Here is a 21,820-nt window from a genome sequence, read left to right as displayed (position 1 = left end):
AATCTTGTGTCACGGCCTCTTTGGACCACGCGGGCGCAGCATATCAAGGGTATATGTCATCCGCTAGGCAGTTGCTCCGTTTTGAACGCAGCTTGCGCCCCCCATGCGGTCAGGATGTGCAAGATCGACGCAGCGTGCGTGCAGCTTGCCACAGGACTGTCGTCTTGCGCCTCTAGCAAGGCTTGCTGATCGCACGGCGGCGTTGCATGACGGTGTGTCCGCTGCGGCGCTGCATGGGGGGGTGAGAGCCCCGGCGCCGGAAGGGCCTTCAGGGCAAGAGCGGACAGCTGGTGGATGAAGATTGAGGATACGCGATTGATGGTCATCGAAGGGGTGGATCTGCTGGAGCATCTCCAGACACCGGCGGTCATGGTCGCGCGCGGGCAGGTGCGCTTTGCCAATTCGGCGGCGAAGGACCTGTTGGGCGCGCACATCGTCGGGCAGGACGTGCGCATTGCGATCCGCGATCCCAAGGCGGTCGCCGCGATCCTCAGCGAAACAGGCGGCACGGCCCGTATCTCGGGGCTTTCCACCGGGGGGAGCGTGTGGGAAGTGGACTGCAAGGTGCTGCCGGGCGGTGACCGGATCGTCAGCCTTTACGACCTGTCCGAGCGGGTGAGCGTGGCCAAGTCGCACGCCGACTTCGTCGCCAACGCCAGCCACGAATTGCGCACGCCGCTCGCCAACGTGATTGGTTACGTGGAAACCCTGATGAACCCGAAGGCGGGCGGCAACGAGGAACTGCGCGAACGCTTCCTCGGCACGATCCGCCACGAGGCGCAGCGCATGCAGGCTCTGATCTCGGACCTCATGTCGCTCTCGCGGATCGAGGCGGTCAAGCACGAGGTCCCTTCGGACAGCGTCGACATGGTCCAGCTCGCTCAGGAAGTCGCCGGCGAATTCCGCTCCAGCGCCACCATTGAGCTGGTCGTCAACGCCGAGCACGCGGTGATCGCAGGGGACAAGGGGCAATTGTTGCAGGTCTTGCGCAATCTCATCGACAACGCGCTCAAGTACGGCAAGGCCGATGGCACCGTGCACCTTTCGGTGGAGGTCGCGCGCACCGGCTGGGTGCTGGTCATGGTGCGCGACGAAGGCGAAGGCATCGCGCCTGAACACCTGCCCCGCGTGACCGAACGCTTCTACCGTGCCGACAACAGCCGCAGCCGCGCGGCGGGCGGAACGGGGCTCGGACTTTCCATCGTCAAGCACATCGTCGAGCGTCACCGCGGCCGATTCGATATCGACAGCCGCCCCGGCGCGGGCACGACCGCAAGCCTGATGCTGCCGCTGCGCGAAAATTGATTTGAGTACGAAGACAAGCACTTGAGCATTTGAACACGTCGCTTTGTCCGTCGCGGGCACCTCTGTTTCCACTCCATGTCATCAAAGTGACATTTGCTGGTCATAGTGGCGTCGCCCAACAGACACATCGACGTTATAAAAATGAGGTCTCGGGTTGCGTTCAGTTCTTGGAATTTCGGCAGCGGCCGTTGCACTTGTGCTGGCTGGTGGTGCCCCCATCGATGCCTATGCGGCCGACGGTGCGCAGGCAGGTGCGGATAGCTCCGTCGCGCGCGAGCTTGCGGAAATGCGTGCGCAGATGGCGCGCATGGCGGCGCGTATCGCGGATCTGGAAGCCCAGGTCGCCCAAGGCAATGGCGCGCCTGCGGCCGTTCCCTCGGCTGCGGCTACGCCTGCGCTGGCGGCCAATGCGGGTGCAAGCCCCGCGCCCGTGGTGACCGCCGCCGCCGCACCGGCAAAGGCGGCCGGGCCTGACGTGAAGGTCAAGTTCAAGGGCGGCCCCGAGGTCACCACCTCGGATGGCTGGGCCTTCAAGCTGGGTGGGCGTCTCAACCTGGATGCCGGGTACATCGATGCGCCCGACAGCCTGGGGCCGAGTGACGGCTTCGGCAGCGAAGTGCGCCGCGCGCGTCTGCGCGTGACCGGCAAGATTCCGGGCGGCTTCGGCTACAAGTTCGAGACCGAGTTCGCACCGGGCGCCGCCGACTTTACCGACGCCTACGTCAGCTACCAGGACGGTGGTCTCACCATCGAGGCGGGCCAGCACAACACCTTCCAGGGCCTGGAAGAACTCTCGAGCAGCCTCAACACCTCGTTCATCGAGCGTGCGGCCTATACCGACGCCTTCAACTTCGAGCGCCGCATCGGCATCTCGGCCCAGTACAGCACCGGTGACCTGCTGCTGCAGGGCGGCATCTTCTCGGACAACGCCGAGGATACGCCGAACAAGAACTTCAGCGTGGACACGCGCGTGGTCTATGCCCCGAAGATCGGCTCGGCCCAGGTGCACCTGGGCGGTTCGTACCATTACGCCAAGCTGCCCGAGCAGGGTTCGGCCGTGCGCTACCGCCAGCGGCCCTTCGAGCACTTCACTTCGACCCGCTACATCAACACCGGGCTTTTCTCGGCCGACGCCGAGATCGGCTATGGCCTGGAGAGCGCGGTCATTGCCGGGCGCTTCCACGCCAGCGCGGAAGGGCACTGGCAGCATGTCTCACGCCCGGTGGGCGATGCCGATCCGACCTTCTTCGGCGGCGCGATCGAGGTGGGCTACTTCCTCACCGGCGGCGATACCCGCGGCTACAAGCACGGGACGTTCGACCGCGTGAAGCCCGCGCGTCCGGTGGGCGAGGGCGGCTTCGGGGCGCTCCAGCTCAACTTGCGCTACGACTACCTCGACCTCACTGATGCGGGCATCGTGGGCGGCAGCCAGAAGGGCTATGAGGCTTCGCTGATCTGGACCCAGACCGACTACACCCGCCTCATGCTCAACTACGCGCGCCTCGATTACACCGATGCGTTCTATCAGACCGCGGACGGCAGCCGCTCCTACGGTGTGGATGTGATCGCGATGCGCGCGCAGGTCGACTTCTGATCCTGTCCTGACAAACGGGAGGCGTGCGCCCGAGCCATTGGCACCGCCTGCGCCTCCCGGTTCCTGACCTTGCGGGTTTTCCTGTCCAAAAGGAGGAGGAAATCCCGACCTTTGCGTGCCCGGTGCAGCTTGCATCGCTTCGGGGCACGCCCTAGACCCGCTGCAGGATGGCCAGTCCAGGAGGGCTGGTCGCCTGCGCGGAAGACCGACTTAGACCGAACCTGATACGACCTATTCCGGGCCCCGCCGAAGAATGTCATGCTTTCGTCATGGAAGTGTCATTCAAGGCCAATAGGGGCGTCGGCACGTCCAGACCAAGGGATATCTTCATGCGATCCATCAGTTCTCTCGTCCTCGCCGCGGCTTCGGTGCTCGCGCTCAGCGCCTGCGGCAGCTCGGGCGGCGGCGCCTCGGGTGCGCGCGACTACGTGACCGCCGTCGGCTCCTCGACGGTCTATCCCTTCGCGACCGCGGTCGCCGAGGACTTCGCCCGCAGCTCGGGCAGCAAGTCGCCGGTCATCGAATCGACCGGCACGGGCGCGGGCATGGAGCTCTTCTGTCAGGGCGTCGGCTTCGACTTCCCCGATGTCGAGGACGCCTCGCGCCGGATGAAGAAGTCCGAATACGAAACCTGCAAGGCCAACGGCGTCACCGAGATCATGGAGATCCAGGTCGGCATCGACGGCATCGCCTTTGCCGAGGCCAAGGACGGCCCCGGCATGGAGCTGACGCCGACCGACATCTACAAGGCGCTGGCCGCCAATCCGTTCGGCAAGCCCAACACCGCCAAGACCTGGAAGGACGTGAACCCGGCGCTGCCCGACATGCCCATCCTCGTCTACGGTCCGCCCTCGACTTCGGGCACGCGCGATGCGCTCAAGGAACTGATTCTGGAAGCAGGCTGCAAGACCGACGCGGCGACCAAGGCGCTCAAGGACAGCGACAAGGACAAGTACGAGGCGACCTGCCACCAGATCCGCGAAGACGGCCCCTATGTCGATGCGGGTGAGAACGACAACCTGATCGTTCAGAAGATCTCGCAGAATTCGAAGGCCGTGGGTATCTTCGGCTACTCGTTCCTCGAAGAGAACGGCGATGTGCTGAAGGGCATTCCGATGTCGGGCGTGACCCCGACCTATGCCTCGATCTCCGACTTCTCCTACCCCGGCGCTCGTCCGCTTTACATCTACGTGAAGAAGCAGCACATGGCCCCGATCAAGGGCCTTGCCGACTACGTCGCCGCCTGGCCCAAGGCCTGGGGCCCCGACGGCATTCTCAAGGCAAAGGGCATGGTGATCTCGCCCGATGACGTGCGCGAAAAGAACGCGAAGGTCATCGCCGAGGGCACGCTCCTCGACCCGAGCGAACTGAAGTAAGAAGGACCGGCTGCCGGCCATGATTTTGACAGGAATTCTCCTGGCCGTAGTGGGCCTCGGCCTCATCGGCTGGTTCGTGGGGAGGGGGCGTGCGCGCCTCCTCTACGACGGGCGCGGATCGATGCACTCGATGCCCAACTATCATGGCTGGCACCTGGCGCTGTGGATCGTGGTCCCGGCGCTTGTCGTCTGGGCCGTGTGGTCGGGCATCCAGCCCGGCCTCGTCGAAGGCGCGTTGCTGGCCGATCCGGCTGCGGCGGCGCTCCCCGACAACGCCATGCACCGCAGCGCGATCATCTCGCAGGCCTACCTTCTGGCCAATGATCCGGGCGCGGCCGTCTTCGCTTCCGAGGCGCAGGCGCTTGCCGCGCCGCTGCGTGCGATCATCACCCGCTTTTCGCTGATCGGCGCGCTGCTGGTCGCGATTGTCGCCTTTACAGGCGGTGCCTATGGTTTCACCCGCATCCGCGCGCGCTTCGAGGCGCGCACCCAGGTCGAACGCGTGGTCATGGGCGTGCTCCTGCTCGCCTCGCTGATGGCGATCCTGACAACCTTCGGCATTGTCGCCTCGCTGGTGTTCGAGGCCGGGCTGTTCTTCAAGGACGTCTCGCCGATCGCGTTTCTCACCGGCACGCACTGGTCGCCTGGCAACGCGATGGGCGCCGACATCGACGAGAACTTCGGCGCGGTTCCGCTGTTCTGGGGCACGATCTACATTGGCGCGATCATTGCCATGGCGGTTGCCATTCCGCTCGGCCTGATGAGCGCGGTCTACCTCACGCAGTACGCCTCGCGCCGCGTGCGCAAGTGGCTCAAGCCCATCCTCGAGATCCTCGCCGGCATCCCGACCGTCGTCTACGGCTACTTCGCCGCGCTGACGGTGGCGCCGATGATCCGCGACTTCGCCGCCTCGATGGGAGCGGACAACCCCTCCACCGAAAGCGCGCTGGCCGCCGGTCTCGTCATGGGCGTGATGATCATTCCCTTCGTGTCCTCGATGGCCGACGATGCGCTTGCCGCCGTCCCGCGCGCGATGAGCGACGGTTCGCTGGCGCTGGGCGCAACCCGTTCCGAGACGATCAAGAAGGTGCTGCTCCCCGCCGCGCTTCCGGGCATCGTTGCAGGCGTCATGCTGGCGATCAGCCGCGCCATTGGTGAGACGATGATCGTCGTCATGGCCGCGGGCGCGGCGGCCAACCTTTCGGCCAACCCCCTCGATTCGATGACCACGGTCACCTTCCAGATCGTCCAGCTCCTGACGGGCGACCAGGAATTCAACAGCCCCAAGACCCTGTCGGCCTTCGCGCTGGGCCTGATCCTGTTCATCGTCACCCTCGTCCTCAACATCATCGCGCTGCGCGTGGTGAAGCGGTTCCGGGAAGCTTATGAGTAATCCAACCTGGCAATCGCCCGAGGCGCAAAAGCGCCTTGCGAAGCGCCACGCCGCGGAACGCCGCTTCAAGGCTCTGGGCCTTGGCGCCGTCGTCCTCTCGGTCGCGTTCCTGGCGCTGCTCCTTGTCATCATGCTCAAGAACGGGCTGGGCGGCCTTGACTGGTCGTTCCTCTCGGGCGCGGACTCTACGAACCCCGACATCGCGGGCGTGTGGGGCGCGGCCAAGGGCTCGCTCCTCACCATGCTGGTGACGCTGCTGCTGGCTTTCCCGATGGGCGTGCTCGCCGCGATCTACCTTGAGGAGTTCGCGCCCAGGAACAAGTGGATCGACATCGTCGAGGTCTCGATCAACAACCTGGCTGCCGTGCCCTCGATCATCTTCGGCCTGCTGGGCCTGGCGGTCTTCATCAACACGCTGCACCTGCCGCGTTCCTCGCCGATGGTCGGCGGCCTGACGCTGGCCCTGATGACGATGCCGGTCATCGTCATTTCCGGGCGCAACGCGATCAAGGCCGTTCCGCCCTCGATCCGCGAGGCCGCCTACGGCATCGGGGCGAGCAAGGTGCAGACGACCTTCCACCACGTGCTGCCGCTGGCCCTTCCGGGCATTCTCACCGGCACGATCATCGGCATGGCCCGTGCGCTGGGGGAAACCGCGCCGCTGCTGATGATTGGCATGCGCGCCTTCGTCGCCACCCCTCCGGGCGGCGTCACCGACCCTTCGAGTGTGCTTCCGATGCAGATTTTCCTGTGGTCGGACGAGATCGACAAGGGCTTTGTCCAGAACACCTCGGCTGCCATCATCGTCCTGCTGGTCTTCCTGCTGGCGATGAACGGCCTGGCCATATACCTTCGAAACAAATTCGAGGTCCGCTGGTAGGATTATGACCGAACCCAAGCTTATTGCCCGCAACGTCGACGTCTTCTACGGCGAGAAAAAGGCGATCGACAACGTCTCGATCGACATCGACAACGGCATCGTCACTGCCTTCATCGGCCCCTCGGGCTGCGGCAAGTCCACGTTCCTGCGCTCGCTCAACCGCATGAACGACACCATCGCGGGCGCGAAGGTGACGGGCGAGATCCTGCTCGATGGCGAGGATATCTACGCGGCCTCGATGGACCCGGTTGCCCTGCGCGCGCGCGTGGGCATGGTGTTCCAGAAGCCCAACCCGTTCCCCAAGTCGATCTACGAGAACATCGCCTACGGGCCGCGTATCCACGGGCTTGCCCAGGGCAAGGCGCAGATGGACGAGATCGTCGAGCGCTCGCTCACCAAGGCGGGCCTGTGGGACGAGGTGAAGGACCGCCTCTCGGACGCGGGGACCGCGCTTTCGGGCGGCCAGCAGCAGCGTCTGTGCATCGCGCGCGCCATCGCGGTCAGTCCCGAGGTCATCCTCATGGACGAGCCGTGCTCCGCGCTCGACCCGATCGCGACCGCGCGCATCGAGGAGCTGATCGACGAGCTCAAGGACACCTACGCCATCGTCATCGTGACCCACTCGATGCAGCAGGCCGCGCGCGTGTCGCAGCGCACCGCCTTCTTCCACCTGGGGCACCTGGTCGAATACGGCGAGACGAGCGAGATCTTCACGACCCCGCGTGAGGATCGCACCAAGGACTACATTACCGGCCGCTACGGCTGATAGCTTCAGTCCCGCTAGACCCCTGCAAAAGGGGCGCGGGCCAACAGGGACATTCGTATGGTTGATCATACCGTCAAGGCCTTCGATTCCGAGATCGGTCAGCTGCGCGGCCTCGTCGCCGAAATGGGCGGGCTTGCCGAAGTGGCCATTCGCGATGCGATCAAGGCGCTGACCCAGCACGACGACGAGCTCGCCCGCGAGGTTGTCGCCAATGACGCCAAGCTCGACGCGCTCGAGGCCGAGGTGGACCGGCTTGCCGTGCGCACCATTGCCCTTCGCGCGCCGATGGCCGACGACCTTCGCGACGTCATCGCCGCGCTCAAGATCTCGGGCGTGATCGAGCGTATCGGTGACTATGCCAAGAACATCGCCAAGCGCATCGACGCGCTTGACCGCGCGGCCAACATCGATCCCGTGACCCTGGTCCCGACCATGGCCGAGATCGCTGAAGGCATGGTGCGCGACGTCCTCAACGCCTATGGCTCGCGCGATGCGCAGCTGGCCGTGGAGGTCATCCGCCGCGACGCCAAGCTCGACCACTTCTACAACACGCTGTTCCGTTCGCTGCTCACGCACATGATGGAGAACCCCTCCACCATCACCGTGGCCGCGCAGATGCTGTTCATCGCGCGCAACCTCGAACGCATCGGCGACCACGCGACCAACGTCGCCGAGATGGTCTACTACGCCGCAACGGGTGAATACTGCACCGAGCGCGACAGCCAGACCGACGATACCGGCGGCTTCGCCTGAACCTTGTGAACCTGATCCGGGGGGCGCCGGGCAGGTGCCTCCCCCAGCTAGGGAAGATCCGATGAACCCCTCGGTCCTTGTTGTCGAAGACGATGTCGCCTTGTGCGAACTGCTCACCTGGAACCTCTCTGCCGAAGGCTATGACGTGCGCAGCACGGGCGATGGCGAGGAAGCTCTCGTCATGGTGCGCGAACAGGCGCCCGATGCCATCGTGCTCGACTGGATGATCGAGCAGATTCCGGGCATCGAGGTCTGCCGCCAGCTGCGCAAGAGCCAGGAAACCGCGCAGATCCCCGTCATCATGGTCACCGCGCGCGGCGAGGAGGAGGACATGATCCGCGGCCTCAAGACGGGCGCCGACGACTACATGACCAAGCCCTTTTCCCCGCGCGAGCTGATGGCCCGGATCGAGGCGCTGCTTCGCCGCTCGCGCCCCAGCCTTGCGGGCAATGTCCTGCAGTGGGGCGATATCGAGCTTGATGCGACAAGCCACCGGGTACGTCGCGGCGGTGAGCCGCTGCACCTGGGCCCCACCGAATTTCGCCTCTTGCGCTACTTCATGGAGCGCCCGAACCGCGTGGTCTCGCGCCAGCAGATCCTAGACGGGGTGTGGGGCATGGACTCCGACATCGACGAGCGCACCGTGGACGTCCACATCCGGCGCCTGCGCAAGGCGATCAACCGTGATGGTGAGGCCGATCCCATCCGCACGGTCCGTGCGGCGGGTTACGCGATGGACGTCAACTGAATATCCGCCGGGGGCCGAAAGGCTCCCGGCGTTTTCATTTCAGGCAAAGTGTAAATCAGGGGCGGAAAATGAAGGCCGCTTCTCAGGCCGCTTCGTGCGCGCGCCCATCCTGGGCCGCTTCGACGGCGCGGGTGATGGCGGTCAGGAACTGGTCCGTCGCACGCTCCCAGGAGTAGAGGCTGCCCATTGTCGCGGCATCCTCGCGCGGGATGGCCAGTGCGCCCTCGATGGCGCGGGAAAGATCGGTGTCGAGCACGCCTGCCGGGCAGACGACCGGAAGATCCACGCCGCACCCGTCTTCGCCCAGGATATCGATCGGGCCGGTTACCGGATAACCCGCCACGGGCACACCGCAGGCCAGCGCCTCGATCACGACGAGGCCGAAGGTGTCGGTGCGGCTGGGGAAGACGAAACAATCGGCCGCGCGGTAGGCGCTCGCCAATTCCTCCCCGCGCATGGGGCCGAGGAAATGGGCCTCGGGATAGCGGCGCTTGAGGCTTTCGAGCGCCGGGCCATCGCCGACGACGACCTTGCTGCCCGGAATGTCGGCGTCGAGGAAGGCTTCCAGGTTCTTCTCAGGTGCGACGCGTCCGACGTTGAGAAGGATCGGGCCCGGCAGCTTGGCCATCAAGGGATGGCGCGGTCCTTCCGGGCGGAACAGGTCATGGTCGATACCCCGGCTCCAGGGCATGGTGTTGGCGATCCCGCGTCCCGCCAGTTCGCGCGCGAAGCTGCGGGTCGAGACAAGGACCCCGCTCGAGGGCGCGTGGAAGCGCTGCATGATCGGCCAGAACCGCTCGGCACTGATTCCGGTGCGCACGGCGGCGTACTCGGGGAAGCGGGTGTGGAAGGCGCTGGTGAAGGGCACCCCGCGTGAGAGGCACCAGCCGCGCGCCGCCCAGCCGATGGGGCCTTCGGTGGCGATGTGGACGAGCTGCGGCTGGGCGGCATCGAGCATGCGCCGCACGCCGAAGCGCGGAGCCATCGCCAGCCGGATTTCGGCATAGCCAGGCATGGGAACGGTGAGGAACTTGTCGGGGGTGACCGTCTCGACACTGTGGCCGCGGGCTGTCAGTTCCTCGAGCGTTGCGCGAAGGGAGCGGACGACGCCATTGACCTGCGGCAGCCAGGCATCGGTTGCAAGCGCCAGTCTCATGCGAGGGCTCCAGTTGCCGCAGGGGCGGGCAGAGGGGCGGGATGATCGGCACCTTGGGGGGTATGCTCCGGTGCGGCGGCAGGCGCTGTGCGCCCGCCCGTCTCGGCGACCCAGTCGACGATCGAGATCGCGCCTGTGAAGTCCTCGACCAGCGCGGTGCAGCTCTCCACCCAGTCGCCGTCGTTGTAGTAGGTGATGCCGCCGAATTCGCGGATCTCGGCGCAGTGGATATGGCCGCAGACGACCCCGTCGAAGCCCCGCTGGGTGGCTTCGGAGGCAACCGCTTCCTCGAACGAGGAGATATAGGCCACCGCGTTCTTCACGCGCTTCTTCATATAGGCCGAGAGCGACCAGTAGGGCATCTTGAGACGGCGGCGCACCGCGTTGAAGACGATGTTCGCGCGCAGCAGCAGCCCGTAGGCCTGGTCGCCAAGGTAGGCGAGCCACTTGTGGTAGAGGACGACGCCGTCATAGGCATCGCCATGGGTGACGAGGAGGCGCCGGCCGTCCCGGGTTTCGTGGATCGCTTCCATGACCAGTTCGACCCCGCCGAAGGTGAGCCCGGCGTAGTCGCGCAGCATCTCGTCGTGGTTGCCCGCGATGAAGACCACGCGGGTTCCGCGGTGCGCCATCTTGAGGATGCGGCGGATCACTTCGTTGTGGGCGTCGGGCCAGTACCAGTTCTTGCGCAGGCGCCAGCCATCGACGATGTCGCCCACGAGGTAAAGCGTGCGGCACTCGACCGAGCGCAGGAAGTCGACGAGCATGTCGGCATTGCAGCCGCGTGTGCCCAGGTGCACGTCGGAAATCCAGATGGTTTCATACTTGCGCTTGGGGCGAAAGCCCTTGGGGTCGGGCAGGTCGAGCCACTCGGGAATCTTGCCTGCCATCTCGAAAAGTGCGTCCACGTCCTTGGCCATGCGTGGCCTCCCCGGTTGCTCCAGCGTGTCCCTGTGAACTGCCATGACGCCGTTGCGTGGGCGTGACGGTTGGGCGGCACTTGTGTGACAATCTGTACCTGTGTGCCAAATTCACGCGGACGTCGCCGAATTGTCACCTGTCCGTCACACTTCGCCTGCAAGTAGCCGCGGAACCTTAGGGGAAAAGGGGCCAATGCGGCGTATTGATATCCTGTTGGCCAGCGAACTCTCGGGCGGCTACGCGCCGTTTCGCCACGACGACTTCGACGTGGTGCTGCACCGCTGGACAGACTATTGCGAACTGCCGCTGATCGAGGGCGCCTTGTGGGTCTTCGTGGACTGGGTGCTCCCCGAAATGTCGGGTCTGGAGCTCTGCCGCCGTCTGCGCGCCGATGCGCTGACCGCGCATGCGCATGTGACGATGGTGCTCGAAGAAGACAATGTCGAGGACCGCAAGCGCGCGCTGCGCATGGGGGCGGATGACTACATAGTCGGTCCGCTCGTGCGCAACGCACTGCTCGACCGCGTGCTGGGGGCCAATGTCAGTGAACATGATGCCACCGGCATCCGCACCGTGGCCCAGGGTGACCTGACCGTCGATGTCGCGGCCTTCCAGGCGCGCTGGCAGGGCAAGCCCATTTCGCTCATGCCCAACGAACTGCGTCTCCTGCGCTACTTCATCGAGCATCCGGGGCGGGTCTTTACACGCGCGCAGCTGATCGCGGCGCTGGGCAAACAGGAGCCGCCGGTCGACGAGCGCACCGTGGACGTGTGGATCGGCCGCCTGCGCCGTGCCCTCAAGGGCGTGGGGGCGGGCAATCCGCTGCGCACCGTGCGCTCGCTCGGTTACGTGTTCGACGCGGCCTGAGCGGGCCGCGTCGTCACGCGCATTTCAGACTGTCAGACCGCGCCCAGCGCGTGCTCGCCCACGTTCTCGGCGTGGATCGGCTTGCCGGTGATGAGCTTGTAGACCTGCTTCAGGCCCATGTCGGCGGTCCATACTTCGCCATCTGCAATGTCGAAGCGCAGCATGATCACATCGGGATCGTCCTTGCCTTCGGGAAACCAGGCCTCGACCGCGTTGTTCCAGAGGTCGCCCCGGCGCGTGACGCTGGTATCTTCGGTGAGGGTGCCCGATAGACAGGCGAAGACGTCGTGGCCCTTGGTCATGACCTGGCCCATTGCCTTGCCGCCGCCCGCGATGCGGTTGGAGCGGCGCGCGAAGAACCAGATCGAATGGGTCGCATCCTTGTCGAGCATCGCCGTCATCGGCTCGGCGTGGCCAGGCGCATCGGACAGCTTCATCATGATGAAGGGGCTGTCGGCGAAGGCCTTCCAGAAGGTGTGCTGAACCTTGTCGTCCATGGCGTATCTCCTCGTGTTGGTGTTTGAAACCTCAACGCGAGGAAGACGCCATGCGTTCCGACAAGGAGATCAGCCGAGCCAGCCCGCAGTCTGGACGAGCAGCCACAGGCCGATTGCTACGAACAGCAGCGCTGCAATCAAGTGGACCACGCGCATGGGGACGCGTTCGATGAGCGCGTTGCCGAGGAATACGGCCGGCGCATTGGCAATCATCATGCCCAGCGTCGTGCCCAGCATGACCGGCACCACGCTCTCGAAGCGGGCGGCGAGCGCCACGGTCGCGATCTGGGTCTTGTCGCCCATCTCGACGAGGAAGAAGGCGATGGTCGTGGCGAGGAACGGCCCGAAGCGGCCCGGCCTGGGCTCATCGTCCTCGTCGAACGTGTCCGGGATCAGCGTCCACAGGCCCATGACGATGAAGCTGGCCGCCACGAGATAGCGGAACCACAGGCCATCCAGGAACGCCGCGGCCTGTTCGCCCACGAGCGCGGCGAGGAAGTGGTTGGCAAGCGTGGCGACAAGAATGCCCGCGACGATCGGCCAGGGCTTCTTGAAGCGAGTGGCGAGCACGATCGCGAGGAGCTGCGTCTTGTCGCCGACTTCGGCGAGAGCAACAACCGCGCTCGAGGTGAGAAAGGCTTCCATCATATCGAATTTCTATCCGGGCCGGGCGGGCAGTGAACGCAAAGAGGCCATCGGCCCCCGCCCGGCCAGGCGATGGCGTCCGGCGTCTCTGGTCTTGCCCGAAGCGCGATAGGAAGGCCCTTGAACCATTCTGCGCGATCTCCTGTGCGCCATGGCCTCTCGGCCAAGTATGTTGACGACAGGGCCTGCCGGAACCCTTGCCGGGAAGCAGGGGCGGGAGGGCAGGCGGCTACTCCCCGTGTGACGAGCCCGCCTCCTAGCTGCGTGATCGGCGCGGTGCAAGACGGGCGTGGAGGCGATGTTCGATGGGCGGTAAGCCAAAAAAAGGCCCGGCCGCATCGCTGCGGCCGGGCTGTGAGGTCACGCGGGGGAAGGGGGCTTCCCGGCGTGTTCGCAAGAAACGGTAAGGTCAGAACTTGATCGAGGCGGATGCCTTGAACACCCGGCCCAGGTCGTAGGTGTTGAACTGGACGTCGCCGTCTTCGAAGCTCTGGTACTCCTTGTGGGCGCGTCCGGTGAGGTTGCGGCCCTCGAACTTCAGTTCCAGTTCGCTCGCCCCGATCATGATGCCCTGGCGCACGATCACGTCGATGGTGAAGCCGGGGTGCTCGAAGATGTCGGGCTGACGGATGGTGCCGTTGACGCCGCGGCTGGTGACGCGCTTGGAGGCGTAGTTGAGCATGATCGTCTGCTGCGAGAGGCTGTCGGTGTCTTCCAGGCCGAACTGCAAGTTGGCGATGTGCTCGGACTGGCCGGTCAGCGGCGCGCCGTCGACGAAGTAGTTGGTCGCCGCCGAGAGGAAGCCGTTGACGTTGGTGACGTCATCGGCGGTCACGTTGAGCTGCGACTTGGTGTAGGTGTAGTTCGCGTTGACGGCGATGCGGCGGGTCTCGAAGAACGAACCCAGGTTGTAGAGGTCGAAGTACTTCTGCAGTTCGACTTCCGCACCGTAAAGATCGGCGCTTGGCGCGTTGGCATAGCGGGTGAAGTAGCCGTTCGAGTAGAGCAGGTAGCTCTCGATCGGGTTCTTGATGTGCTTGTAGAAGCCACCCAGCGAGACATGCTCGTCGCGGTTGAAGTACCACTCCCAGCGGGCTTCGGCGTTGTAGAGCTGGCTGTCGATGAGCTGCGGGTTGCCCTGATAGGTGCGGTTGGTTTCCGGATCGAAGAAGTTCTGGAAGATCAGCTCGCGGAACTGGGGCCGCGCGATGGTCTTCGAGCCGTTGATGCGGATCTGCATCTCGGGATCGATCTCGTAGGTCAGCGTGGCGGCCGGCAGGAAGTACTCGTTCTTCAGCGTCACACCGCTTTCGGCCACGCCTTCGACCGGGACCAGCAGCGACTGCTCCTTGGCCCACTCCCAGCGCACACCCGCATCGAGGGTGAGGCCATAGGCCAGCGTGCCATCGACCTTGGCATAGAAGGCGTGGTTGAGCAGACGTGCGCGGTAGTTGGCGTAAGGCGCGGTCGGGTCCTGCAGCTGCAGGTCGTAGTCGAGCCCGGTGCGATCAAGGTACCACATGCCGGTCTGGAGCAGCACGTCGAGGCGCGCGGTGCCCAGCGCTTCGATCAGTTCGGAATCGCCGTTGGCAATGACCAGGAACTGGCGCTGGCGGCTCTCGCGCGAGTTGATCTGGTAGGCATATCCCACCGTGCCCGACCAGTTGGTCGAGAAGCGGTGGCTGACGTCGGCGCCCGCCGACCAGACATCTTCGTTGAGGCGCGAGAAGGAGATCGAAGTCGGCGCCGATCCGGTGCCGCTGCCCAGCGCGTTGGTGAACAGGTCCCCCACGCTGCCATCGCCGGTGTTGCGGCGGATGTAGCGCGAGACGATTTCGTAGGGAGCGAGGCGCTTGGAGTTCGCGTATCCGGCGCGCAGATCGATCGTGGTGTCGTCGGTGGGCTTGAACTCGCCGGTGAACTGGCTGTCGATCAGCTGGCGTTCGTACCAGCCCGTGCTCTGCTCCATGAAGTCCCAGTCATCGTTCTGCTGGGGCTGCTTGAAGGAGGCGAGGGCCGCGTACTTGTCGGTGTCGTGGATATAGACGTTGGTCCAGCGGATCGAGTTTTCACCCCATTCAAGGCCCAGGCCAAGAAGGCCGTTGACGATGATGCGGTTGTCGCTCTGGACAGTGGTGCCGTCCTGATCGCGGTCCTCGTAAGCGCCCGAGAGGAGCTGGGTCGACTGGCGCAGCGCCTGGCGGGTCTGCGTGGTGTTCGAATAGCCCGCGGTTGCGATCACGCCGAGCGTCGCGCCGCCAAGGTCGAAGGAGGTGCCCGCCGAAAGATCGGCGCTGAAGTTGGGCTGCGTGTTCTCGATGGTCTGGATCACCGAGTTGCGCGGCGTGAACAGGATCGAGCCGATGTCGTCGGCCAGCTCGCTGTTGGGGTTGAGCGCCTGGTTGCTGTCGAACAGCGCCTGCATGTCATGGGGCACGCGGCGCAGGCCGTTGTCATAGCCCGTCCAGTCGGTCTTGGAGCCGTAGTAGGAATAGCTCAGCTTGTTGGTGGTCTCGCTGTCCCAGCCAATGCCGCCGCCGATCTTGAGGAAGCTTTCCTCGGGCACGGCCTGGGTGGTCAGGTTGATCACACCGCCACCGAATTCGCCCGGGAAGTTCACCGAGTAGCTCTTCTGCACCATCGAGGAGGCCACGACGCTGGTCGGGAAGAGGTCGAGGGGAACGACGCGCTTGAGCGGTTCAGGGCTGGGAAGGGGGGAGCCGTTGAGCAGCGCGAGCGAGTAGCGATCGCCCAGGCCTCGCACGTAGACATAGCCGTTGCCCACGACCGAAAGGCCGGTGACGTGGCCCAGGGCGCCCGCAATGTCGCCTTCGCCAGTGCGCGCGATATCTTCGCTGGAGAGAACCGAGAGGACCTCGGTCGCGGAGCGCTCGACGTTGACGATGCGCCGACCGGTCACGATGATCGCACCGCCCGGGATCGAAACGTCGGGGCCTTCGACTTCGGTTTCGTCCTGCGCCGTCTCGGCGGGAGCGGCAAGGGTTTCGGGCGTGGTAGTGCTGTCCTGCGCTTGCGCGATACCCGGCGTCATCACCGTGGAGAGAAGCAGGAGCGGGACGAGCCGCGACTTGGTCATGGGAAGGTTCCCCCTCAGAAACACATAAATTCGGATCAGCGAAAGGGGCGGCCCGACAGACCGCCCCTTTCCCCGTTCAACGGGCGATCGTTCAGGCGACCGGAAGACCGGTGCACAGGCTGCCGGTGCCGAAATCGGCGGTGGCGTTGTCGCAGGTCCAGCCGCGGAACCAGGTGTCGTTGGCATCGCGCACGGCACCGATGTAGTCGACCACGTCGAAGAAGCTCGAGAAGTCGGTGATGTTGGCGTAGGCCACGACACCGCTCTCGTTCGAGCCGTTGACGAAGGTGCTGGTCAGCGTCGAGGTGATCGAGGCGTTGTTGTTGGTGCCCGCGTTGAACATGTCTTCAGCGGTGTTCGTGCCCGAGTACTGGCTGCCCGTGCTCAGGAACGGACCGGTGTCACCGCAGGTCATGACGACCGAGTTGGCGGTGAAGGTCGCCGAACCGGTGGCGGTACGGCCATCGACGCGGATGCACTCGTTGCTCGGCGTGTTGATGATGCCGTTGACGAAGTTGATGTCCGAGTCGCCGCGCACCAGGATGCTGGCTTCGTCCGAGTTGTCCGGACGGTTGCCCGACTGGATCGCGGTGAAGTTGGCGAAGGTCGACTGCTGGCGGTCGGCCGGATCGGAGTTGATGTTGTTGTTCGAGTCGATCTCGAAGAAGGCATCGCCCGCACCTGCACGCTGGAGCAGCAGCAGGTACTGGAAGTTGCCCTTGAGGCCGGTGTCGGTGTCGAGGCTGTCATCGTCGGCGTTGACCGCGATGTAGTGCTTCATGTTGACCGCGCCGCCGAAGAACTCCGAGCCGTCGTCCGAGCTGTTGACGGTCTGGATGTAGTCGAGCGTGGTGCCCGTGCCCAGGCCGCCGCCGGTGAGCGACTGGAGCTCGGCGTCGGGCGCCAGGTTGTAGCCCGAGTAACGGATCTGCACGTACTGCAGCGAACCGGCGCTGTAGCCGTTGTCGCGGCCGCCGAAGGTGGCCGGCGTCGCGGCGCCTTCGGTCTCGCGCTGGCAATCGTCGGTGGCGACGCTGCCGCCCGCGGTGCAGTCGGTGATGATGCCGCGGCCGAGCAGCACGATGCCGCCCCACTGGCGATCCGAGCTGTCGGTGGCCGAGCCGACGACGTTCTGGCGGCTGGTGAACACGATCGGCGAGGAGGCGGTGCCGTTGGCCTGGATCGTGTTGCCGCGGTTGACGGCAAGCCAGGCGGGATCGGCGGCGTTCTCGGCGTAGACGATGACGCCCGGATCGATGGTCAGCTCAACTGCGGTGTCCGAGGTCAGGCTCGAGATGCCGGCGTTGAGGCACGAGGCGGTGGTGGTGGTGTAGGGCGAGCCCGAGGACGGGACCGAGAAGCCGCCGTCGCAGCCCACGTCCACGCGGCCGTTGATGCGATAGAGAACGCCCGTCTCGTTGGGCAGGCTGGAGCTGGCATCGACCAGTGCGGGCAGGGTGCAGATGCGCCAGGAATTGCCGTTGGGGTCCTCGATGGTGCCGTCGTTCGACAGGCCGCCCGTCGCGTTGAAGGTCGGGCATTCCGCGGCCGCTTCGATCACGCCGGTGGTCGGCGTGGGCGTGGGCGTCGGCGTGGTGCCGCCACCGTTGTTGACCACGACGCTTCCGGCGCCGGGCGAGGCAATGTCATCGGCCCCGCAGCCCGCAAGTGCGAGAGCGCTGCAGCCCAGGAGCATCAGGCCAGAGAATTTCTTCACGTGTATTCCCCCGTTGGATCGGTTTCGATCGAGTGGATCAAATTCGACGATCGCGGCGGGCCCGCCATCGTTGGCGGCGTCCTAGGGGTGGGGGGTGACAATTTGTTGGCGTTGCCATGACAGAAATATGGACTTTTCTGACCGGGATGTGACGGTCGTGTGTCAAGGCGTGCGGGGACGAAGAACCGTTCGCAACGACTCACGTATTTCTGCGGGGTTCGCATCAAGATTGCAGTTTTATGACACTCCTGTCATTTTGCTTGAGGGCTGTGGCTTTTCGCGCACAATCGGCCGCATTGATGAACTCGAGGGAGAAAAACACATGTCCTTGACCGCCGCAGCTCTGGCTCTCCTTGCTGGCCAGTCCGCCCTTTCGCTCACGGTCGAACTGCCGCGCGCCGAATCGCAGGACGTGGCCTACGCCGAACTCGTGGCCGGGCAGGACCAGGCGGCGCTCGCCAAGCTGCTGGCCGCGCGCGAGGTGCGCGGGGAGGACCCTGCGCTCCTGATCAACCTGGGGGCGGCCTATACCCGCCTTGGCCGCGTCCACGACGCGCGCAAGGCCTACGATGCCGCCATTGTCAGCGATGAGCGCTACGACCTCGAAACCGGCAGCGGCAAGTGGATCGATTCGCGCTACATTGCGCGGACCGCCAAGCGTGAAGGGCTCGACGCGCAGCGCACGCTCGCCATGCTCTGAGGTTTCGCCTCCCTTTTTCGAGTACTGGGCCCACCGCCCGACTCGCGCGCGCGAGTCTTTGAGCCTTGGGTGGGCCCCTGTCTCGGCGGGCCCTTGTCTCTGTCCTCTTCCTGCCCCCGGCAGGTCTGCTCGCACGTGCCTGCGATTGCCTTGCACGCGGCTCACCGATGTGGCCGCGGCTGGGCGCCTCATCCCTTCTGGCCCTGCTCCTACCCCCGATGCCCTACCTCGGATGGTCGCCTTTCGGGTCGCGCCGGCACCATCTAGAATGGGCTCCTGCTTCGTCAGCGCCTGCGTCGCCAGCCGGGCCCCGTGGGCGCTCTGGCGCAGGGGAGATGGGAGAATGACGTCTTCGCCGTGTGATCGTCACAAGCTTGTCACAAGATTCGCGCAATCCGCCCCCAGACACAGGGCAGGATGATTCGAGTTATGACGTTCGTTTGCGTTTCACGGCGATCGCTTTCCAAGGTTTTTTCGGGGCTCCTGGCCCTTGCAACGATGCTTCTCAGCCCCGTGCGCGCTTTCGCGCAGGTGGCCGGTCAGCAGGACCCTGCCGGTTCGGGCCCCATCGTCAACGCGCTCACCTGGCTGCAGGGTACCCTGCTTGGCAATGTCGCCACGGCAGTGGCCGTCATGGCAGTGGCCGCGGTGGGCTTCGGCATGCTGACGGGCCGCATGAACTGGCGCTTTGGCGCGACGGTCATCATCGGCGTCTTCGTGCTGTTCGGTGCGGGCGCGATCGTATCGGGCATCCAGCAGGTCGCAGGCTGAGCCGCGATGGCGCTGGCCCGCTTCCCGGTTCACAGGGCGCTGACCCGGCCGCAGATGTTCGCCGGAGTGACCTTCAGCTACTTCATCATCAACGGGATGGTGACGACCGAGGTCTTCCTGCTCACCAAGAACTTCGCGGCGCTGCTCGCCTTCGCGGTGATGCACGCGATCGGCTACCTCGCCTGCCTGCGTGAACCGCGGGTCTTCGATCTCTGGCTCAAGAAAGTCAGCAAGTGTCCCCGCGTGCGCAACTGGAAGCGCTGGGGCTGCAACAGTTACGCGCCCTGAGGGGCGCTCGCGGGGGAATGACAATGGGTCGTCGCTTCAAGGACGTGCTGACGGGCTGGGCCGCCAAGGAAGCGGTGGCGGGGGACCGTCTGCCCTATGCGCAGCTTGTCGATGAAAGCGTGGTGCGCCTGCGCGATGGATCGCTGGCGCTGGCGCTGATGGTGCCGGGGCTGGCTTTCGAGACCGCCGACACCGATGAGCTCAACGCCCACGTGGCGACGCGCGAGGTGCTGCTGCGCTCCTCGCTCGATGCGCGCTTCGTGCTCTATCACCACGTCATCCGCCGCCGCGTCGAAGTCGAACTCGACGGCCATTTCGAGGACCCGCTCGCCGCGCATATCGACGCGCGCTGGCGTGAGCGGACGCGCTCGGGCGATCTGTTCGTCAACGACCAGTTCATTACCCTGGTGCGCCGTCCCGCGCGCGGCAAGGCGGGCTGGGCCGATCGTCTTTCGCGTAGCTTGCGTGGCAGCAAGGGCGAGGATGGCACCGGGATCGACCCGGCCGATGTGCGCGCGCTGCGCGCGGCCGCCGCGGCCATGGTGGCTTCGCTTGGCGCTTACGGCGCGCGGCTTCTGGGCGATTACGAAGGCACGACGGGCACCTGTTCGGAAGTCCTTGAACTGCTGAGCGCGCTCTACAACGGCGAGATGCGGCCTGTGCGCCGTCCGGCTGCGGGCACCGACATCGGCCACATGCTGCCCTATCGCCGCATCAACTTCGGCCTCGACGCGCTGGAACTGCGCGGGGCCGATGGGCGGCCTGCCTTTGGCGCCATGGTCAGCCTGAAGGAATACCCCGATGCGACGTCGCCCGGGCTGACCGATGCGCTGCTGCGCCTGCCCGCCGAGATGGTGCTGACCGAAACCTATGCGCCCTGTGATCGCCAGATCGCGCGCGAGCGCATCGATCTTGCCATTCGACGCCTGCGTTCGGCCGACGAAGAGGCCATGGCCGAGCGGTCCGAGATGGTCTCCGCGCGCGACGCGCTGGGCACTGGCGCGGTCGGCTTCGGCGACCATCACCTCTCGGTGCTGGTCCGCGCCGACACGCTCGACGAACTCGATACCTTGAGCGCGGCCTGCGCCGCTTCGCTCGCCGATGCGGGCGCGGTTGCGGTACGCGAGGATGCGAATCTGGAGCCTGCTTTCTGGGGGCAGTTCCCCGGAAACGAAGAGTTCCTCGTGCGCCGTGCGCTCATCTCCAGCGCGAACATGGCCTGTTTCGGCTCGCTCCACGGCTTTTCGCTGGGTCAGGCGAGCGGCAACCACTGGGGCGAGGCGGTGACGCTGCTGGCGACCACCAGTTCGACCCCGTTCTTCTTCAACTTCCACCAGGGCGATCTTGGTAACTTCACTGTCATCGGACCGTCGGGTTCGGGCAAGTCGGTGGTCATGAACTTCCTGGCCGCGCAGGCGCAGAAGTTCGCGCCCCGCACGATCCTCTTCGACAAGGACCGCGGCGCCGAGGTTTTCCTGCGCGGTATCGGCGGCACCTACAGCCGCATCGCGGCGGGCCACCCTACCGGCTTCAACCCGCTCGCGCTGCCCGATACCGACGCCAACCGCGCATTCCTGCGCGATTGGCTGGGCGTCCTGCTCGAGGCCAAGGGCGCCGAAGAGATGGCGACCATCGCAAGCGCAGTCGATGCGGCCTATCACAACGATGCCTCGCTGCGCCGTCTCTCGCATTTCCGGGAGCTGCTGGCCGGTGCCCGCCGTCCCGAACCGGGCGATCTCGCCTCGCGTCTCGATGCCTGGATTGCAGGGGGCGAACACGGCTGGCTCTTCGACAACGCCGAGGACCGGCTCGATCTCGACACCCGTGTCCTGGGTTTCGACATGACCGCGCTTCTGGAAAGCCCGCGTCTGCGCACGCCGGTGATGATGTACCTGTTCCACCGGATCGATGAGCGTCTGGACGGCGAGCCGACCATGATCCTCATCGATGAGGGGTGGAAGGCGCTCGATGATGAGGTCTTCGCCGCGCGCATTCGCGACTGGCTCAAGACCCTGCGCAAGAGGAACGCGCTGGTCGGTTTTGCCACCCAGTCGGCGCGCGACGCGCTCGACAGCCGCATTTCGACCGCGCTGGTCGAGCAGACCGCGACCATGCTCTTCATGCCCAACTCGCGCGCGCGGCCCGAGGATTACTGCGAGGGCTTTGGCCTGTCGCTCCACGAACTCGAAGTGATCCGCACGCTCCCGGCGCACTCGCGCTGCTTCCTCATCCGCCAGAGCGATGCCTCGGTTGTGGTGCGTCTCGACCTCTCGGGCAGTCCCGAGGTGCTGACGGTCCTGTCGGGCCGCGAGAGCACCGTGCGCAAGCTCGATGCGCTGCGCGAAC

General features: G+C 65.3%; 19 protein-coding genes. 13 read left to right on the top strand and 6 right to left on the bottom strand.

Annotated elements, in window-relative coordinates; translation table 11 throughout:
• Positions 1-294 precede the first annotated feature (294 nt).
• The 8 genes from MTR65_RS14735 to phoB all read left to right on the top strand — a co-directional run bounded on the left by MTR65_RS14735 (position 295) and on the right by phoB (position 8,815).
• Positions 295-1,305: a sensor histidine kinase gene (locus MTR65_RS14735; protein WP_239026356.1), complete on the top strand. Its 1,011-nt coding sequence runs from the start codon at positions 295-297 to the stop codon at positions 1,303-1,305.
• A gap of 154 nt (positions 1,306-1,459) precedes the next feature.
• Positions 1,460-2,899, top strand: a complete 1,440-nt coding sequence (locus tag MTR65_RS14730; RefSeq protein ID WP_243801493.1) for an OprO/OprP family phosphate-selective porin — start codon at positions 1,460-1,462, stop codon at positions 2,897-2,899.
• A gap of 329 nt (positions 2,900-3,228) precedes the next feature.
• The gene (locus MTR65_RS14725) at positions 3,229-4,275 is read left to right on the top strand and encodes a substrate-binding domain-containing protein (RefSeq protein ID WP_243801491.1); all 1,047 of its coding nucleotides are present in this window, start codon (positions 3,229-3,231) and stop codon (positions 4,273-4,275) included.
• Positions 4,276-4,294: 19 nt separating this feature from the next.
• On the top strand, positions 4,295-5,668 hold the full coding sequence (pstC, locus tag MTR65_RS14720) for a phosphate ABC transporter permease subunit PstC (protein WP_243801489.1): 1,374 nt from the start codon (positions 4,295-4,297) through the stop codon (positions 5,666-5,668).
• On the top strand, positions 5,661-6,548 hold the full coding sequence (gene pstA, locus MTR65_RS14715) for a phosphate ABC transporter permease PstA (RefSeq protein WP_226633176.1): 888 nt from the start codon (positions 5,661-5,663) through the stop codon (positions 6,546-6,548). The genes pstC and pstA overlap by 8 nt, the downstream gene beginning before the upstream one ends.
• Before the next feature lie 4 nt (positions 6,549-6,552).
• A complete protein-coding gene (gene pstB / locus MTR65_RS14710; RefSeq protein WP_039388185.1) occupies positions 6,553-7,314 on the top strand; it encodes a phosphate ABC transporter ATP-binding protein PstB in 762 nt (253 codons plus the stop codon).
• Between the two features lie 57 nt (positions 7,315-7,371).
• Positions 7,372-8,067, top strand: a complete 696-nt coding sequence (phoU, locus tag MTR65_RS14705) for a phosphate signaling complex protein PhoU (protein WP_039388184.1) — start codon at positions 7,372-7,374, stop codon at positions 8,065-8,067.
• Between the two features lie 61 nt (positions 8,068-8,128).
• Positions 8,129-8,815 (top strand): phosphate regulon transcriptional regulator PhoB, encoded by a 687-nt coding sequence (phoB, locus tag MTR65_RS14700; protein ID WP_039388183.1) that lies wholly within the window; start codon positions 8,129-8,131, stop codon positions 8,813-8,815.
• A gap of 82 nt (positions 8,816-8,897) precedes the next feature.
• Here phoB and MTR65_RS14695 read toward each other — a convergent pair whose 3' ends face one another.
• Positions 8,898-9,971 (bottom strand): glycosyltransferase family 4 protein, encoded by a 1,074-nt coding sequence (locus MTR65_RS14695; protein WP_243801487.1) that lies wholly within the window; start codon positions 9,969-9,971, stop codon positions 8,898-8,900.
• Entirely contained in the window at positions 9,968-10,891 is a 924-nt protein-coding gene (locus tag MTR65_RS14690; protein ID WP_243801484.1) for a UDP-2,3-diacylglucosamine diphosphatase, read from the bottom strand. The genes MTR65_RS14695 and MTR65_RS14690 overlap by 4 nt, the downstream gene beginning before the upstream one ends.
• Positions 10,892-11,084: 193 nt before the next feature.
• Here MTR65_RS14690 and MTR65_RS14685 point away from each other — a divergent pair, with 193 nt between their 5' ends.
• The gene (locus MTR65_RS14685; RefSeq protein ID WP_243801482.1) at positions 11,085-11,759 is read left to right on the top strand and encodes a response regulator transcription factor; all 675 of its coding nucleotides are present in this window, start codon (positions 11,085-11,087) and stop codon (positions 11,757-11,759) included.
• Positions 11,760-11,791: 32 nt separating this feature from the next.
• Here MTR65_RS14685 and MTR65_RS14680 read toward each other — a convergent pair whose 3' ends face one another.
• The 4 genes from MTR65_RS14680 to MTR65_RS14665 form a co-directional block, all read right to left on the bottom strand.
• Positions 11,792-12,256, bottom strand: coding sequence for a pyridoxamine 5'-phosphate oxidase family protein (locus tag MTR65_RS14680; RefSeq protein ID WP_243801480.1), 465 nt, complete (start codon positions 12,254-12,256; stop codon positions 11,792-11,794).
• 69 nt (positions 12,257-12,325) lie between these two features.
• Positions 12,326-12,901, bottom strand: a complete 576-nt coding sequence (locus MTR65_RS14675; protein WP_243801617.1) for a TMEM165/GDT1 family protein — start codon at positions 12,899-12,901, stop codon at positions 12,326-12,328.
• A 409-nt stretch (positions 12,902-13,310) separates the two neighbouring features.
• A complete protein-coding gene (locus MTR65_RS14670; RefSeq protein ID WP_243801477.1) occupies positions 13,311-15,998 on the bottom strand; it encodes a TonB-dependent receptor domain-containing protein in 2,688 nt (895 codons plus the stop codon).
• A 91-nt stretch (positions 15,999-16,089) separates the two neighbouring features.
• On the bottom strand, positions 16,090-17,715 hold the full coding sequence (locus MTR65_RS14665) for a hypothetical protein (RefSeq protein ID WP_243801475.1): 1,626 nt from the start codon (positions 17,713-17,715) through the stop codon (positions 16,090-16,092).
• A 322-nt stretch (positions 17,716-18,037) separates the two neighbouring features.
• Here MTR65_RS14665 and MTR65_RS14660 point away from each other — a divergent pair, with 322 nt between their 5' ends.
• From MTR65_RS14660 to MTR65_RS14645, 4 genes are all read left to right on the top strand, one after another.
• Positions 18,038-18,415: a hypothetical protein gene (locus MTR65_RS14660; protein ID WP_226633194.1), complete on the top strand. Its 378-nt coding sequence runs from the start codon at positions 18,038-18,040 to the stop codon at positions 18,413-18,415.
• A gap of 417 nt (positions 18,416-18,832) precedes the next feature.
• On the top strand, positions 18,833-19,186 hold the full coding sequence (locus MTR65_RS14655) for a TrbC/VirB2 family protein (protein WP_413465088.1): 354 nt from the start codon (positions 18,833-18,835) through the stop codon (positions 19,184-19,186).
• A 6-nt stretch (positions 19,187-19,192) separates the two neighbouring features.
• Positions 19,193-19,474 carry a VirB3 family type IV secretion system protein gene (locus tag MTR65_RS14650; RefSeq protein WP_148628225.1) on the top strand — a complete coding sequence of 94 codons (282 nt, stop codon included), beginning with the start codon at positions 19,193-19,195 and terminating at the stop codon, positions 19,472-19,474.
• A gap of 23 nt (positions 19,475-19,497) precedes the next feature.
• Positions 19,498-21,820 (top strand): VirB4 family type IV secretion/conjugal transfer ATPase (locus MTR65_RS14645; protein WP_243801614.1); only part of this gene is annotated, 2,323 nt, incomplete at its 3' end.

Source organism: Novosphingobium mangrovi, assembly GCF_022818885.1.
Taxonomy (GTDB): domain Bacteria; phylum Pseudomonadota; class Alphaproteobacteria; order Sphingomonadales; family Sphingomonadaceae; genus Novosphingobium; species Novosphingobium mangrovi.
The sequence above is the reverse complement of the archived record's forward strand: the minus strand, read 5'-3'. Positions and strand labels throughout refer to the sequence as shown.